Genomic DNA, 16,203 nt, shown 5'->3' with positions numbered 1-16,203 from the left:
AGTTGTGACAGTTTTACAGAAATAAAAATAAACTTTTTATTTTAAGTCTATTTTAGAAGTGTTTTAATATAAATTTTAAGAAAGTGAATTTTCTGAAATCTTATTTTTAAGGTTGGTAAAATCATATATAGAATGATCTAATAAATGAGAAGGAGAAACATTTTGTAGTGCATTCATCATAACAGAACTTCTGTTAGGGCTTTCAAGTTCCCAATTAGTAATCATTTCTTTAACTTTTTTACGTTGTAAGTTTTCTTGAGAACCACATAAGTTGCAAGGTATAATAGGAAAATTTAATGCGTTAGAATAAAGTTCAATATCACTTTCTTTGCATAAAGCTAAAGGTCTTAAAATAACCAAATCACCAGCGTCATTTATAAATTTTGGAGGCATCGTTTCTAGCTTTCCGGCAAAGAAAAAGTTTAGTAAAAAAGTTTCTAAAATATCATTTCTATGATGTCCTAAAGCTAATTTATTACAGCCTAAATTTCTTGCGGCTTCATATAAAGTACCTCTTCTTAATCGTGAACATAAACTACAAGTGGTTTTACCTTCTGGCGTTTTGTCCATAACTACTTTGTATGTGTTTTTTTCTATAATTTTATAATCTACACCTAAGTTGGATAGATAATTAGGTAAAATTTCTTCAGGAAAACCTGGTTGTTTTTGATCTAAGTTTACAGCAATAATATCAAAAGAAATTGGTGCTACTTTTTTAAAATAAAGCATCATATCTAAAAGAGTGTAACTATCTTTTCCTCCCGAAAGACAAACCATAATTTTATCGCCCTCTTCAATCATAGAAAATTGTTGAATAGCTTCTGCTACATTACGTTGTAACTTTTTTGTGGTTTGTTTATTATTTTTCATTCAGCAAAAATAATGGATAGATTTTAATTATAAATCCTTTAAGAGATCAATAATTAAAAACATTATAAAAAGATTTAAGTATTCTTTTTTATAACTTCTTGTTCTATCTTGGCTAATTTTTTATATTAACAATGTTTAAATTCTGAATATTATAATGCTTAAAATAATAATCAATTTATTTGTGCAGTTATAAAAGTATAGTGATGCCCATTTATTTCAATATCTATTTTGTCTTCAGAAAGCAAGTTCAAACTATTATCATTTATTTTCTTTACAAATAATTTTTCTACCCAAAATTGTTCTTTTCTAGTTCTATTAAAATTAGAATGAAAATTTAAAATGCCATTCTTTTTCGAAGAAACTTTAACTTTTAAGTTTTTAAGATCGGTTTCATTTTTAGCATTTACCCAAATTTGAGCTATTATTGAGTTTTCTATGCCCATAAATTTTTTAGAATAATTAACAATAATATTAACCTCAAAATTGTCTGGATGCTTTAAAGAATAATAATCGCCATTTAACTTATTAAATTGATTATCTGTATTTAAAAAGTGATATAAAAAAACATTAGAAAAACTATGGTTATTATTGTTAGGCCTAATAATAGCTCCTTTTTTCTTAATTTTTTTAGAGAAATTCTTTTTATTGAATTATAGTCTGTGTTTACTTTAGTTACTTTACAGGAAACTGTAATGCATATTAAAACCGTTAAAAATATTTTTTTCATTATATCTTTTTTATTACAATATTAAATATAATAAATAAGTTTATTAACCTTGAGTTAAATTCCTTTGGCATAACAATTGTTTTATTTAATACAGATAATTAAAGCTGTGTATTTATTTATCTGATTACTAGTACCTTACAATTAATATAGTGATATTGGTTTTTATTATTTTAAAAAGTCGGTGTCACAATGACAGATATATAGCACATGAGCAAAACAAAGGTTATAAAGATAGACAGTTTGTCTCTACAAAATATGATGAACGAAGACTCAGAATTAATACCATTAATGACCCCAGAAGATGAGGAAATCATTAATAAAGAAAGTGTACCAGAAATATTACCAATACTTCCGTTAAGAAATACCGTTTTATTTCCAGGAGTTGTAATACCAATTACTGCAGGTAGAGATAAATCTATTCAGTTAATTAAAGATGCAAACAAAGGAAATAAAATTATTGGAGTAGTAGCTCAAAGAAATGAGGAAGAAGAAGACCCTGGTTTAAAAGACATTAATACTACAGGTGTTGTAGCACAAATTTTACGTGTTTTAAAAATGCCAGATGGTAATACAACAGTTATTATTCAAGGTAAAAAACGTTTTGAAATTGAAGAAATTATTCAAGATGAACCTTATTTAAAAGCAACTGTTAAAGAAGCGATTGAAGACAGAGAAATTGAAAATACAAAAGAGTTTAATGCTATAATAGATTCTATAAAAGAGCAAGCTTTAGAAGTAATTAAAGAAAATCCTATGTTGCCTTCAGAAGCTTCATTTGCAATAAAAAATATTCAATCAAATTCGTTTTTGGTAAATTTTATTGCTTCTAATATGGATTTAACTGTAATGCAAAAGCAAGTAATTTTAGAAAAAGACAATCTAAAAGAACGTGCTTTGTTAACGCTTAAAAACTTAAATAAAGAGCTTCAAAAATTAAAATTAAAAAATGATATTCAGTCTAAAACTAGAGAAGATTTAGATCAACAACAAAGAGAATATTATTTAAACCAACAATTAAAAACCATTCAAGAAGAATTAGGTGGTGTTTCTAACGACCAAGAGTTAGAAGAAATGCGCTTAAAAGCGAAGACTAAAAAATGGAATAAAGAAGTTGGTGAAACTTTTAATAAAGAAATCAGTCGTTTAAAACGAATGAACCCTCAAGCAGCAGAATATGGTGTTCAAAGAAGTTATTTAGAGTTGATGTTAGAGTTGCCTTGGGGAATTTATTCTGAAGATAAATTCGATTTAAAGCATGCAACAAAGGTTTTAGATAGAGACCATTTTGGTTTAGAAAAAGTAAAGGAGAGAATTATAGAGCATTTAGCTGTTTTAAAGTTAAGAGGCGATATGAAATCTCCAATTATCTGTTTATACGGTCCTCCTGGAGTTGGTAAAACTTCTTTAGGAAAATCTGTTGCAGAGGCTTTAGGTCGTAAATATGTAAGAATGTCTTTAGGTGGTTTACGTGATGAAGCAGAAATAAGAGGGCACAGAAAAACATACATTGGTGCTATGCCAGGGCGTTTAATTCAGAATTTAAAAAAATCTGGAACTTCTAACCCTGTTTTTGTATTAGATGAAATAGATAAGTTAGGGCAAAGTCATCAAGGAGATCCATCTTCTGCAATGTTAGAAGTTTTAGATCCAGAACAAAATGAAACGTTTTATGATAACTATTTAGAAGTTGGTTACGATTTATCGAAAGTACTTTTTATTGCAACTGCAAACAACCTTGGGCAAATTCCTTGGGCATTGCGAGATAGAATGGAAATTATAAATGTTACAGGTTATACAATAGAAGAAAAAATAGAAATAGCTAAAAGACATTTATTACCAAAACAATTAAAAGAACATGGTTTAACTACCAAGCATTTAAAGTTAGGTAAAAAACAGTTAGAGCAAATTGTTGAAGGATATACAAGAGAATCTGGAGTGCGTGGTTTAGAAAAGAAAATTGCTAAAGTAGTGCGTTTTGCTGCTAAATCGATTGCCTTAGAAGAAGAATATGAAGTAGCTTTGTCTACAGAAAAAGTAGAAGAAATTTTAGGAACACCTAGAAACAGAGATAAATTCGAAAATAATGATGTTGCTGGTGTTGTAACTGGTTTAGCTTGGACACAAGTTGGTGGCGATATTTTATTTATAGAATCTATTTTATCTAAAGGGAAAGGAGCACTTTCTATTACGGGTAATTTAGGGAATGTAATGAAAGAGTCTGCAACGATTGCCATGAAATACATAAAATCGAATGCTGAAGAGTTTGGTATTAAACCAGAAATTTTAGAAAAATACGATGTACATATTCACGTGCCAGAAGGCGCAACTCCTAAAGACGGGCCAAGTGCAGGTATTACCATGTTAACTTCTTTAGTTTCTTCTTATACACAACGTAAAATTAAAAACAAGTTAGCAATGACTGGTGAGATTACGTTACGTGGAAAAGTGTTACCTGTTGGCGGAATTAAAGAAAAAATATTGGCTGCTAAAAGAGCAAATATTAAAGAAATTATTTTGTGTAAAGAAAATGAAAAAGACATTTTAGAAATAAAAGAAAGCTATTTAAAAGGCTTAACTTTTCATTATGTAACAGAAATGAGAGAAGTAATAGAAATTGCACTCACAAAACAGAAAGTAAAAAATGCTAAGAAATTAGCGTAATGTTAAAAGACTCACAGTATTGTGAGTCTTTTTTTGTGTTCTTTTGTTATTACGAAGTTTACTTTACTGAAAACTGAGGCAATCTCATAATTGATATCAGGTTTATTTATCATTAAAAATTATGTAGCCTTTATTCAGGACGGGTCAGCTAAACCTATAACGTTGAAGTATGAAACATAAGATTTAAGTCGTTTAGTAAATAAAGCATTCTCCTTTAATCGAGCATCAATCAATTTTTGTTCGCGTGTATTTATTAAAAATAGCGAACTCTCGCCTAAAGAAAATTTTCGCTCTTCAGCACTTACTAATGTCTCGTAATCTATTACTATTTCCTCAATTATCAGGACTTGTTCACTCAATGAATTTATTTCAAAACGTATCGCATTTAATTTATTGGTTAATTCTAAAATAGTTGCATCCTGTTCAAATTCTGCATCTTGAATTTTATAGTTGGTTAATTTTAAATTGCCACGTTCTTTTCTTAAAAATATCGGAAAACTCAAATTTACAAAGGCTTTATAATTTGCCGTATTAAAGGTATTTAGCTTATCATAATCCTCTGAAAGAAAATTATATTGCAAATCAACTTTTGGTAATAAGTTGTTCCTGTTTAGTTTTCGTTCTACTTCTAATCCATCGATTTTGGCTTGTAAGCTCAATAATTTCGGATGATTTTTACTAGGTATTTTATTATTTAAAATTGAATTAATATTTAAAATATTCTCAAGTATTTCAATTTCAAGGGATTTTGGTAAAACTTCTTCTTCCAATTGTAAAGGAACCTCATTAAGCCATAGAAAGTTACTTACTTTAAGTGATGCCTTTCTTCCGTTTAATTTTGCAGCTTCTAGTTCTAGTTTTCTATTTTGAAATGTAATTCTTGCTTCTGTAAAATCTATAGCTGCTTTATCTCCTTCTTCAACACTTCGTTCTACAGCTAGTAATCTCTCCTGTGCATTATCAAGAAAATTGGTGTAGATTTTTTGCTCATTTGTAGCTTGCAACCATTCAAAATAAGCCTTACTTGCTTCTACGATTATTTCGTTCACTAAAAGCTCACGGTCGGCTTGTGATTGCCTAACAAATATCTTCGCCTTTTTTAAAGCTGCCATTCGGTCGTTGATTAGAAGACCTTGTGCGAGTGAAAATGAAAATCCAGCACTATAAAGACCTTCATTGGGAACGGTAAGACTTGGGTCTAGAAATTGCCCACTATTTTGCTCAAAGTTGGCTTTTAATTCCACACCAAACCAAGTCGGTATTTTGAAGGTAGAATTTAATTGCTCGTAATATTCAATGTTCTTAAATTTTTTGCGGTCAAAATCCACCTCAATCTTTGGGTCAAAACCACCTCTTGCTTTTAACAAATTTGCTTCTCCGATGCTTAGAGTAAGATTGGCTTGCTTAACTAAAGGATGATGTTTTTTTACAAATCCGAGGAATTCTTCAAAAGTTAATATTTCACTTGAAATATCAACTGAATTTTCCTCTTGTATCTGACCAAAAACAGTATTTGTACAACAAAAGACTAAAATGACTACAATTATGTTCTTCAATTTTTTCATTTCTTTTCAAATTTTGAGTCTTTTGCAGTTGTAGGTACGTAATAATCTGGTGGAAAACCGTTAAGTTTTCGCCATAATTCGTACCAAATCGGCACATCTTGAAGTAAGGCGATAGTGCGTGCACCAGAGCCAACTCGTACATTTTTTGGCCATTGTTCAGCCTCCTTTTTAGGTGCAATCAAAATTCTAAATTTACCATTTGCACTTATAAATGTTTCAACTGCAACCACAGTACCACTATATGTTCCGAAAGATGCATCTGGCCAACCGCTAAATACAATTGCAGGCCAACCATCAAATTGAACTCTTATATCTTCGCCTATGTGAATTAAAGGTAAATCAATGGGTGAAACAAATGTTTCAACTGCAATGTCATAATTGGCTGGCATTATACCAACCAGTTGCTCTCCTTCTTTAAAAGTTTCTCCAATACCAGATTTTATTGCTTTGTTTATATAACCGTTTTGAGGTGCAAGTATGTAGCGCATTTTATCCCTTAGTTCATAATTGGCAGAAGCATTTTCTAACTTTGATACTTGTGCCTCTGTATCAAATTGTGCAGAACTTGCTGTAAATTTATCGCTCTGTGCTTTACTTATTTTTTGGGCATATTCCGTGGCAGTTCTATTGATGTCCAATCGAGTGTTTATTAATTCATTTTTACTAACCAACAGTTTATTCTCTTGACCAATTAACTTTGCTTCTGTTTCTTGTAGTTTTAGCTGTTTATCTTCAACATCTGCTCTTGACTTTAAGCCTTCGGTTTGTAAGTTAACCGTTCGGTCGTACTGTTTTCGTGCAATGTCTATATTGGTTTTTGCAGCAACCAAATCAATACTATCACTCTTTACTTTATATTGTGTTTGTTTCAGTTTGTTTTGAGCTTGTTCAATTTTTAATTTGCGTTCTGACTGTAAGGCATTAATTTGATTTTCAAGCGCGCGAACTTTATCTTTATAAGAAATCACAGCATTACTTTTTGCATCGCGTTGCGCAATAGTTCTCTCAACAAGGCGTGGGTCTTGGTATTCGTTCTTAATTTCAGAAACAAATAAAATAGTATCGCCTTTTGCCACATAATCGCCTTCACGAACAAACCATTGCTCAATTCTACCAGGAATAGGTGATTGAATGGTTTGTGGTCGTTGGTCTGGTGTAAGCGTTGTTACATAACCAGCACCTGTAACGTTTTGCGTCCAGGGTAAAAAGAGTATAATTAGACCAATTATTGCAGATGCAAGTAAAAAGCGATTAAAGTGTTTATTGTGTTTTACATTTTGCGCTTTCGCTAAAGCGGAATAGCTGTCAAAATTCACTTTTTTGTTTAATTGATTATGAGATATATTTAGCATTGTTGAGTCGGTTAATTTGATTCTAAACGTATATTTTTATTGCAAACTGTTTTCCAGTCTTCATTTTTTCCTGAAACTATAAGTAACCAAGATTTTTCAGGACTAGCCAAATATTTCATCAAACGTTTTGCTTCAGTTGGTTCAAAATGTTCGAGTGTATCTTTAAGCAATAAAATTTTTGGTTCGTGAACAATGGCTCTAGCCAATAGAAGTCTCTTGGAAACGGTATGCGGCAAGCTTTGACCTTGCGATAAAATTTCACTATTTAGACCTTTAGATTGTTTTCTAATATAGTCTTGTAATCCAATGTCCTTTACAATTTGGTTTATTTTATCCATAGCAATTGTCTTATTACCAAATGTTATGTTCTCAAGTATAGTGCCTTCAAAAGGAAATTGTTCTGGAAGTACTTGACCTACGTTAGACCTGTAAGCATTAATATTCATTCCTTTAAAACTATGGTCATTTATGTAGATTGCTCCATTTGAAGGTTCTATTATGCCAGAAAGTATTTTAAGAAGTGTAGTTTTTCCAGAACCTGAAGAGCCTTCAATTAACAATCTATCCTTATGCTTTAAATCAAGATTTACATTGTTAAGAATGGTATCTCCTTCTTTAGTGTGGTAAGTAAGATTATGCAATGTTATTGAAGCCGTATCATTTTGTGAAAAAGGTTTTGTTCCTTCTTGTGCTTCTAGTTTTTTATCAACTACTTGCCCTATTTTTTCTAAGGATGTAAGCACATCGTAAAAACTTTCTAATCCTGTAACCAATTTTTCTACAGAGCTAATGACCAAAAGAATAATAATTTCTGCTGCTACAAACTGCCCAATATTCATTTGTTGATTTAAAACAAGTAGTCCACCAATTAGCAATAATCCTGCGGTTACCAGAACTTTAAAACCAATCATCTGAATAAATTGTGACATCAATATTTTAAAATGATTCTCCCTTGTTTCAAGATAATTTTCGGTCAACCTGTTATTATGCTCCATTGCAAGGGAAGTACGTCCAGAGAGTTTAAAACTTGTAAGTGAACGTGCAATTTCTTGAAGCCAATGAGCAACCTCATATTTTGATTTGGATTCTTTAAGACTAGTTTCCAAGCCTTTTTTTGCCGTAAACTTAAATACTACATAAACTAATATTAAAAGTAGTAATCCATAAATAATGAAAAATGGATGATAGAGTGAAAGCAATATCAAACCGAATAAAATTTGAAGAATTGCAGCTGGAAAATCAATTAGAATTTTGGACAATCCTTTTTGCACCGTTAAAGTATCAAAAAAACGATTGGCCAGTTCAGGCGGATAGTCTTGTCTTAGCTCATTCCATTTTATTTTTGGGAAACGGTATGCAAACTCAAAAGACGACCTAGTAAAAATCTTTTGCTGAATATTTTCGAGTATTCGTATTTGCATTAGTTGTAAAATTCCTTGAAAGGCAACACCAAAGTAACAAGCACAACTAGAACTATCCAAGAAGTCGATACTTCTGCGCCTTGAATAAGATTAATAATGGCTTGTATACCTATTGGTAAAGTAAGAGCAACCAATCCAGCAAAAACAGCATAATAGAAAATTTGTCTAATATCCCTTTTATCCAGTTTGAGCAAGTTTATAAAACGCTGCCAAGGCTTCATTTCTTTTTTCATCTAAATTATTTTTTGAGCGTATTGAAAATTAAGTGTGTATAAAATTTTTGTGATGGATGTTGCTTTCCACAATCTGTAATAGTTGGAAAGTGGTCTGCAAGAAAATGTTGGTGTAAAGAACCTTCCACAAGTGTACTTGCCAATGAAGCAGGAAAGGGATAGTTTTTATTTATTTGAATTATTACGTTTTTAATACGTGTGATGAGCCGTTTATATATTGAAAAATACCCTTCCTTATTTTCGGCATCCACTTCTTTTGTTAAAAAGGATTTGGAATATTCGTTAATTACAATCTTGTTTAAAAGTTTTTCATTAATGTGCGAGAAATTTGAATCACTTTTATTTTTTGCTGTTATAATCGAAATAATTTTTTCAAGTTTTTCACTCGCATTAGGAATACTATAAGTCTGTAATACTATTTGATATTCCATCCAAGCCCAATACCACGAAGTAAGATATAATAGCAGTTTGTGCTTATTCTCAAAATAACGATATATCGAACTTTCATTTGATGAAATGATTACGCCTAATTTTCTGAAAGTAAAAGCATCAAAACCAATCTCGTCAATGAGCGTAATACTTTGCTCGACTATGCGCTTGCCTAATTCAGACGTTTCAGGATTTTTAATAAAGGTTTTTTCATTAACCTGAATCTTGATGTTTTTTAATAATTCTTGCATAATTTAATATTCATGGATGCAAATATAATAGTAATACTATTAATATACAAAAGTAATACACTCTTTTGCGTAGTCTTAAATATAATTTGTATTTGAAATATGCTGAAAGTTTGATTATGATTTCATTTTTTTTTGCGTATGGTGAGAGAATAATCAATCGAAGGACAGGGCGAGTAAGTGCTTAAAAATTTTGCGTAGGCTTATGTTGTTGGGAGATTTTTAAGCTCTTACGGGAAGAATTTTCTAGATTTTTTGAAAACTTTTACAGCGGAAAGTTCAATTTTAGTAAGCCTTTTTGCATTATGCACAACGTTAACACGAATATGTAACGTTTCAATGTTTTATATTCGTAGTTAGCGAATCTACCGATTTTATTTAAGAATATCAATAGGAAAAATACCTGTTCTTTTAATCTAAAACTTTCTCAAAAATTCGATACTTTTTGTAAATTTTGTGTTCCATGCGTTCCATAACAGCACGCATTTTAGTATTTTCTTCTAAAATTAAATGGCTATCTAAAACCGTTAAATTGTTTTCTCTTGCAGAATTTAACAAAGCAATATTCATTAATGCAACCAAGCCAGAATTTCTAATATTTTCATCTATACAGCCTAATAATAAATTTAGTTGATTGGTTTTTTTAAAAGCCTTTAAAATATGTATAAATCCAAAAGGAAAAAGTTTTCCTTTAGCTTTTTTAAATCCTACAGAAATATCGGGCATTGCTACTACAAAAGCTACAATTTTATCCGAAGTATCTAACACTACTTTTATATACTGTGGCTTTAATAAAGGTAAAAAACGTTCAGAAAATTCTTTTGATTCAATATCACTTAAAGGGGCAAAACCATAAATGTTTTTATAGGTTTCATTTATCAATTTAAAAACCTCATTTACATAAGGTCTTACGTGTTTCGATTTTTTAAATTCTAATATTTTGTAACCACTTCTAGTAGCTCTTTTTGCAATTCGTGTATAAATTGCTTCGGTTTTTTCTGGTATTTTTGCACTGTATTGGAAGATGTCTAATTTCTTTTTAAAGCCATTTCTTTCTAAATGGTTAATCATGTATTTATAACTATGATTTGTTACCATCACTGTCATAGGTTCTTTAAAACCATCAATTAAAAAACCTTGCGGATCTTTATCGGAAAAACCTAAAGGGCCAATAATAGTATTCATCCCTTTTTGTTTTCCCCAAATTTCTATAGCGTTTATTAAAGTATCATAAATGGCTGCATCATCTTCGCATTCTAAACCGTAAAAACGAACATTTTTTTCATTGTTTCCGTTATTATACATGTGGTTGATAATTCCCATAATTCTCCCTACAACTTTGTTGTTTTGTTTTGCTAAGTACATAATTGTATCGCAATGCTCAAAAGAATGATTTTTGGTTTTGTCAAACACTTTCCATTCATCAGAAATTAAAGGAGGTAACCATTCTTCATGATTTTTATGTATGCTATAAGGCAAAAGAATAAATTGTTTTAATTCCTTTTTAGAGATAACTTTTGTTAGTTGAATCATAGTTTAAAGTCAGGGATTTTTTTATACAAAAGATTGCTAATAAATAAAACAATTGGCACAGAAATAATACCAGCAATTGCGTCTACTGCATAATGTGCTTTTATGTAAACTGTAGATAATATGAGTAAAATTACAAACGGAAATGCTATTTTAAAATAGTTGGAAACTCGTTTTCTAAATAAGACTAAAATAATTAATGAAATACCTACATGTGAACTTGGGAAAGCGCCTGTTGGTTGTTCTGCTTTTTGGATAAGGTGCATTATTTTATCGAATACAAACGCTGTTGGTAATTCTTTTTTTGGTGATTCGAAATAAAATTGTGGTCCTGCTGCAGGAAAAAAGCAAAAGAATAAATAGAACAACAACATAGATGCTGCTAGTTTAAAAAATAATTCTTCTGAATCCTTTTTTAATTTAATGTAACTGATAAAAACAAAACTGATAATTAAAATGTATAAAGAGAAATATCCAAGGTACATTAATTCACTAAAAAAAGGTTGAGAAAAATGTTCTGAAAATTTTATACTTGGTTGAAATCCGAATAATTGAAAATCCAAATCAATTAAATATTGATCTAAATTGTTGAAAAATAATTTGTTGTAAAATACGGTTTCTGTATATAAAAGCATGCTAAATAAAATAGGATAGCAATTTCTTAAAAGATTTATAAGTGTATTTTTAGTTTTAGAATCGAAATAAATTAATAAAATACCAAGACCTAACAATAAACCTCGTGTTAAAAATAACTCTAGAGATTTATCGATAGTATTCCAAGAAAAGAATAATAAAATTGAGGTTATAAAAACATATCCAAAAAATAGAAAGTCAATTTTTTTAAGTTGAATCATCTTATTTTTCTGGTAATGAGTTTACATATTCAAAACTTTTTTGAAGCATATTAGTTATAAAATTCCAATTATAATTTAATGCTTCTTCAGGTATTAAAACATAGTCGCGCATTTTAGCACCATGAGATATAAAAGGTTGTATCGTGTAATTTTCTCCAAATATTTTGGTGTCTTCTTTAGATAATCGAATACCAATTTCATTTGCTTTATTTACAAAAGAAAACATATATCCGTTAGAAGAGGTGTAAAAAGTGGTTTTCCCTTTTGCTTTAAAATTAGGGTTTTCATCAACTAATTTTTTATATAGAATTATAGTATTATTCATTATAATTCTTTTTTAGGCATACTTTGCCACATTACGTTTACTATTTTCCATTGATTGTTAACCTTAGCTAAATGAAATAAATCAATACCCCATTGTGCAGTTAATTTAGCAGAAGCTGTTTTAGAGTTTACATCAAATATTTCAATTTCTTTTGGAGAATTCTTATTGACATTTTTTCCGTCTTTATTCCACCTAGCAGCTAAATTAGATAATTGAGTATGTGTCATTTCTAAATTATCTCTATAAGTTTTAGTTTTCTTACTGTAGTAGTAACCAATTTTACGCATTTTTTTATCTACACTTCTGTCAATTTTGGTAGAATCTACAAAATACAAACCCTCTACATAATCTTGTATGGCAGTATTTACAAGTTTATAATCTTCTTTGTTAAACTCTTTTTTAGCGTTCTTTTGATTGCAAGAAGAAAAAATAAGGCTGCTTGTTATTGCAAACGAAAATAATGTTTTGGCTAAATACTTCATAAAAGGATTTTTTAAATTCTTCTATAAATATATTAAGAAAAATTTAAAACTCTTTTTAAGTAAGTTAGACAGGTTTTTAGTTTGTGTTTAAAATGATATAAAAAAAGGCTATTTATAGTATTCTTTAGATTTTTCCCAATAAACATCCATTTCTATTAAAGACATATTAGAAAGTTCTTTCCCTTCTTTTTTAGCTGATTTTTCTAAGAATTGAAAACGATTAATGAATTTTTTATTCGTTTTTTCTAATGCATTTTCAGGATTTACATCAATAAAGCGAGCGTAATTAATCATAGAAAATAAAACATCTCCAAATTCTTTTTCGATGTTTTCTTTATTACCAACTTTAATTTCTTCGTTTAGTTCTGTAAGTTCTTCTTGTACTTTTTCCCAAACTTGTTCTGGTTTTTCCCAATCAAAACCAACACTAGCAACTTTTTCTTGTATTCTACTCGCTTTTACAACAGCAGGTAAACTTTTTGGAACACCTTCTAAAACAGATGTTTTACCTTCTTTAAGTTTTAGTTGCTCCCAATTTCGATTAACATCTTTTTCATTTTCTACTTTAACATCTCCATAAATATGAGGATGTCTATGAATTAATTTATCAGAAATACTATTAGCGACATCAGCAATATCAAAAGCTTTTTTCACTACCAATTTTAGCATAAAAGACGATGTGAAGTAAAACATCGCCTAATTCTTTTTTAATTTCCGGTAAATCATTTTCAAGAATTGCATCTGCTAGCTCGTACGTTTCTTCAATTGTTAAATGACGTAAGCTTTCTAGAGTTTGTTTTTTATCCCAAGGACACTTCTCTCGAAGATCGTCCATAATATCTAACAAACGGCTAAAAGCTGCTAACTGCTCTTTTCTTGTGTTCAAAAAAATGATATTTTATAAAGTTGTTTCTAAATATGCTTTTTTAAGCGATATAGTTTTTTTAAAATTATATAAAAACGAAACAGCTATAGATTATACTTCTTCAGTGTTTTCTTCTTTAGAGGCTTCTTCTACTTTAGAAAAATCCATACCAGCAACTACTAATAAGTTAAACCATTGTATCACTTTTTTTATATTAGAAGTGTATACTCTTTCATCATCATAATTAGGTAAAACTTCTGCGAAAAAAGCAGCTAATTTTTTACCACTTTCTTTGTGAGAAATAGCTTCTTTTCCTTCAGTTTTTGTAAACATAGATTGAAAAACATCTAATAAAGGTACATCTTCTTCATAAGTATAGATTGCAATATTTTCTAACAAACTTACATTTTGAGTTGTGTTTATTGCTAAACGTTTCTTATCTGCTAAAGCTTCTACAATAATTGCGTTTTTAGATTGTGAAACAACTTGAAATAAACCAGCTTTACCGGTTACTGCTATAATTTTATTAAATTCCATGTGTATGTTTTTTTGTCTTAGTAAGACTTATTTTTTTCTTTAAATTAGGGAAACGCATTCTATAATCTGAATTTATTTTTCCTTTAGAAATGTTTTCTAACTTCTTTTTTATCAATCTCTTTTTAAGAGAAGAAAGTTTATCAGTAAATAAAACACCTTCTATATGATCGTATTCGTGCTGAAAAACTCTTGCTGCTAAACCTTCTAAGACTTCTGTATGTGTATTAAAATCTTCGTCTTGATATTCTAAAGTTACTTTTGGCTGACGAGAGACATCTTGTCTAACATCTGGTATACTTAAACAACCTTCGTTAAAAACCCATTCTTCACCTTCTTCTTTAATAATTTGAGGATTGATAAATACTTTATTAAAGGTTTTTAAAACTTCTCTTTCTTTTTCGTCTAAATCGTCATCTTCTGCAAAAGGAGAAGCATCAATAATAAATAAACGAATTGCTTTACCAATTTGAGGGGCAGCTAAACCAACACCAGAAGCGTTGTACATAGTTGCTTTCATATTAGCAATTAACTCTTTTAAATTAGGGTAATCTTTATCAATCTCTATTCCTACTTTTCTAAGAACAGGATCTCCATAAGCAACAATTGGTAAAATCATTTTTGTTTGTTTAACGATTGCAAAAGTACAAAGTTTGTAACTTGAACAAAACTATTTGTTGTATAAATACGATTGCAAAATTATTGTAGCGCTAATTTCATCTACTAAAGCTTTATTTCTACGTTTATTTTTATTTAGTCCGCCATCTATCATTGTTTGAAAAGCCATTTTTGATGTAAAACGTTCATCAACTCTTTGCATTGGAATATTAGGAATTTGTTGGGATAATTTCTTTAGAAAAGGAAGTATAAGGGCTTCACTCTCGCTATCTAAATTATTCATTTGTTTAGGTTTTCCCACAAGAAAAAGTTCTACTTTTTCTTTAGAAGTATACTCTTTTAAAAATGATATTAAATTATTAGTATTTACAGTAGTTAAACCAGATGCTATAATTTGTAATTCGTCTGTAACAGCAATACCTGTTCTTTTTTTCCAAAATCGATGGCTAAAACTCTTCCCAATTGTTTGTTTTTGTGCAAAAATAAACGTTAAATTTAAATAGTAAGGCAATAACTTAAATATTATCAATTAGTTAAATGTAATTTTATGTGAATTTGTTAGATATTCTATTTTTAGAATTTAAACAAGGACGAGTAATATGTTTAAAAAATGTATATTCGCCTTAGATTTTATAGATAGATTTATATTTGCTAAAAGTAAATTTTAAAATGGAAGAAATTAGAAATATTATTGAATCGGCTTGGGATAATCGTGATTTATTAAAAGATGAAAAAACGATTAGCACAATTAGAAAAGTTGTTGATTTATTAGATAAAGGAGAATTAAGAGTTGCTGAGCCTGTTAATGGTGGTTGGCAAGTAAATGAATGGGTTAAAAAAGCAGTAGTTTTATATTTCCCTATTCAGAAAATGGAAACATTAGAAGCTGGAATTTTCGAATATCATGATAAAATTCCGTTAAAAAGGAATTTTGCAGAAAGAGGAATTAGAGTTGTGCCAAATGCAGTTGCCAGACATGGAGCTTATATTTCTGCAGGAACTATTTTAATGCCTAGTTATGTAAATATTGGCGCTTATGTAGATGAAGGAACAATGGTTGATACTTGGGCTACAGTTGGTTCTTGTGCTCAGATTGGTAAAAATGTTCATTTATCTGGTGGTGTTGGTATTGGTGGTGTTTTAGAACCATTACAAGCTGCACCAGTAATTATCGAAGATGGTGCATTTATAGGTTCTAGATGTATTGTTGTAGAAGGAGTAAGAGTAGAAAAAGAGGCAGTTTTAGGAGCGAATGTTGTTTTAACAATGAGCACTAAAATCATTGATGTTACTGGAGATGAGCCTGTTGAAACAAAAGGTGTTGTACCAGCAAGATCTGTAGTAATACCTGGTAGTTATACTAAGAAATTTGCGGCAGGTGAATATAATGTACCTTGTGCCTTAATTATTGGAAAAAGAAAAGAGAGTACAAACAAGAAAACATCTTTAAACGATGCGCTTCGTGAGTATGACGTTGCTGTTTAAGATT

13 protein-coding genes and 3 pseudogenes are annotated in these 16,203 nt (G+C 29.8%); 2 read left to right on the top strand and 14 right to left on the bottom strand.

Annotated features, from left to right (window positions below):
• Positions 1-75: 75 nt before the first annotated feature.
• Positions 76-870: a tRNA 2-thiocytidine(32) synthetase TtcA gene (gene ttcA / locus N5A56_RS00835; protein WP_265724216.1), complete on the bottom strand. Its 795-nt coding sequence runs from the start codon at positions 868-870 to the stop codon at positions 76-78.
• 170 nt (positions 871-1,040) lie between these two features.
• Positions 1,041-1,313, bottom strand: coding sequence for a hypothetical protein (locus tag N5A56_RS00830; RefSeq protein ID WP_265724217.1), 273 nt, complete (start codon positions 1,311-1,313; stop codon positions 1,041-1,043).
• A gap of 491 nt (positions 1,314-1,804) precedes the next feature.
• Between N5A56_RS00830 and lon the strand changes: the two genes are divergently transcribed.
• Positions 1,805-4,258, top strand: a complete 2,454-nt coding sequence (gene lon / locus N5A56_RS00825) for an endopeptidase La (RefSeq protein WP_265724218.1) — start codon at positions 1,805-1,807, stop codon at positions 4,256-4,258.
• Positions 4,259-4,392: 134 nt separating this feature from the next.
• Here the strand turns inward: lon and N5A56_RS00820 are convergent, their stop codons facing one another.
• From N5A56_RS00820 to ruvX, 12 genes and pseudogenes are all read right to left on the bottom strand, one after another.
• Positions 4,393-5,823: a TolC family protein gene (locus tag N5A56_RS00820; RefSeq protein ID WP_265724219.1), complete on the bottom strand. Its 1,431-nt coding sequence runs from the start codon at positions 5,821-5,823 to the stop codon at positions 4,393-4,395.
• Positions 5,820-7,175 carry an HlyD family secretion protein gene (locus N5A56_RS00815; protein WP_265724220.1) on the bottom strand — a complete coding sequence of 452 codons (1,356 nt, stop codon included), beginning with the start codon at positions 7,173-7,175 and terminating at the stop codon, positions 5,820-5,822. Before N5A56_RS00815 ends, N5A56_RS00820 begins: the two co-directional genes overlap by 4 nt.
• A gap of 11 nt (positions 7,176-7,186) precedes the next feature.
• Positions 7,187-8,829 (bottom strand): annotated as a pseudogene (locus N5A56_RS00810) (peptidase domain-containing ABC transporter).
• 5 nt (positions 8,830-8,834) lie between these two features.
• The gene (locus N5A56_RS00805; protein ID WP_265724222.1) at positions 8,835-9,509 is read right to left on the bottom strand and encodes a TetR/AcrR family transcriptional regulator; all 675 of its coding nucleotides are present in this window, start codon (positions 9,507-9,509) and stop codon (positions 8,835-8,837) included.
• 408 nt (positions 9,510-9,917) lie between these two features.
• Positions 9,918-11,039: a hypothetical protein gene (locus tag N5A56_RS00800; protein ID WP_265724223.1), complete on the bottom strand. Its 1,122-nt coding sequence runs from the start codon at positions 11,037-11,039 to the stop codon at positions 9,918-9,920.
• Complete coding sequence (locus tag N5A56_RS00795) at positions 11,036-11,890, bottom strand: phosphatase PAP2 family protein (protein WP_265724224.1); 855 nt, start codon at positions 11,888-11,890, stop codon at positions 11,036-11,038. The genes N5A56_RS00800 and N5A56_RS00795 overlap by 4 nt, the downstream gene beginning before the upstream one ends.
• Position 11,891: 1 nt before the next feature.
• A complete protein-coding gene (locus tag N5A56_RS00790; RefSeq protein WP_265724225.1) occupies positions 11,892-12,215 on the bottom strand; it encodes a hypothetical protein in 324 nt (107 codons plus the stop codon).
• On the bottom strand, positions 12,215-12,697 hold the full coding sequence (locus N5A56_RS00785) for a nuclear transport factor 2 family protein (RefSeq protein ID WP_265724226.1): 483 nt from the start codon (positions 12,695-12,697) through the stop codon (positions 12,215-12,217). The genes N5A56_RS00790 and N5A56_RS00785 overlap by 1 nt, the downstream gene beginning before the upstream one ends.
• Before the next feature lie 108 nt (positions 12,698-12,805).
• Positions 12,806-13,583: pseudogene (gene mazG / locus N5A56_RS00780) on the bottom strand (nucleoside triphosphate pyrophosphohydrolase).
• Between the two features lie 90 nt (positions 13,584-13,673).
• Complete coding sequence (locus N5A56_RS00775; protein ID WP_265724228.1) at positions 13,674-14,099, bottom strand: DUF5606 family protein; 426 nt, start codon at positions 14,097-14,099, stop codon at positions 13,674-13,676.
• On the bottom strand, positions 14,089-14,715 hold the full coding sequence (gene def, locus N5A56_RS00770; RefSeq protein WP_265724229.1) for a peptide deformylase: 627 nt from the start codon (positions 14,713-14,715) through the stop codon (positions 14,089-14,091). Before def ends, N5A56_RS00775 begins: the two co-directional genes overlap by 11 nt.
• Positions 14,716-14,766: 51 nt before the next feature.
• Positions 14,767-15,176, bottom strand: a pseudogene (ruvX, locus tag N5A56_RS00765) (Holliday junction resolvase RuvX).
• Between the two features lie 207 nt (positions 15,177-15,383).
• Between ruvX and N5A56_RS00760 the strand changes: the two are divergent.
• Positions 15,384-16,199, top strand: a complete 816-nt coding sequence (locus N5A56_RS00760; protein ID WP_265724230.1) for a 2,3,4,5-tetrahydropyridine-2,6-dicarboxylate N-succinyltransferase — start codon at positions 15,384-15,386, stop codon at positions 16,197-16,199.
• Positions 16,200-16,203: the final 4 nt, after the last annotated feature.

The organism is Polaribacter ponticola, assembly GCF_026191475.2.
GTDB lineage: Bacteria > Bacteroidota > Bacteroidia > Flavobacteriales > Flavobacteriaceae > Polaribacter > Polaribacter ponticola.
Note: the sequence above shows the minus strand (reverse complement) of the source record. Positions and strands in the feature narration are given on the sequence as shown.

Coding starts and splice junctions, on each gene's coding strand:
- ttcA (WP_265724216.1), bottom strand. CDS start 870: ATGAAAAATAATAAACAAACCACAAAAAAGTTACAACGTAATGTAGCA.
- N5A56_RS00830 (WP_265724217.1), bottom strand. CDS start 1,313: ATGGGCATAGAAAACTCAATAATAGCTCAAATTTGGGTAAATGCTAAA.
- lon (WP_265724218.1), top strand. CDS start 1,805: ATGAGCAAAACAAAGGTTATAAAGATAGACAGTTTGTCTCTACAAAAT.
- N5A56_RS00820 (WP_265724219.1), bottom strand. CDS start 5,823: ATGAAAAAATTGAAGAACATAATTGTAGTCATTTTAGTCTTTTGTTGT.
- N5A56_RS00815 (WP_265724220.1), bottom strand. CDS start 7,175: ATGCTAAATATATCTCATAATCAATTAAACAAAAAAGTGAATTTTGAC.
- N5A56_RS00805 (WP_265724222.1), bottom strand. CDS start 9,509: ATGCAAGAATTATTAAAAAACATCAAGATTCAGGTTAATGAAAAAACC.
- N5A56_RS00800 (WP_265724223.1), bottom strand. CDS start 11,039: ATGATTCAACTAACAAAAGTTATCTCTAAAAAGGAATTAAAACAATTT.
- N5A56_RS00795 (WP_265724224.1), bottom strand. CDS start 11,890: ATGATTCAACTTAAAAAAATTGACTTTCTATTTTTTGGATATGTTTTT.
- N5A56_RS00790 (WP_265724225.1), bottom strand. CDS start 12,215: ATGAATAATACTATAATTCTATATAAAAAATTAGTTGATGAAAACCCT.
- N5A56_RS00785 (WP_265724226.1), bottom strand. CDS start 12,697: ATGAAGTATTTAGCCAAAACATTATTTTCGTTTGCAATAACAAGCAGC.
- N5A56_RS00775 (WP_265724228.1), bottom strand. CDS start 14,099: ATGGAATTTAATAAAATTATAGCAGTAACCGGTAAAGCTGGTTTATTT.
- def (WP_265724229.1), bottom strand. CDS start 14,715: ATGATTTTACCAATTGTTGCTTATGGAGATCCTGTTCTTAGAAAAGTA.
- N5A56_RS00760 (WP_265724230.1), top strand. CDS start 15,384: ATGGAAGAAATTAGAAATATTATTGAATCGGCTTGGGATAATCGTGAT.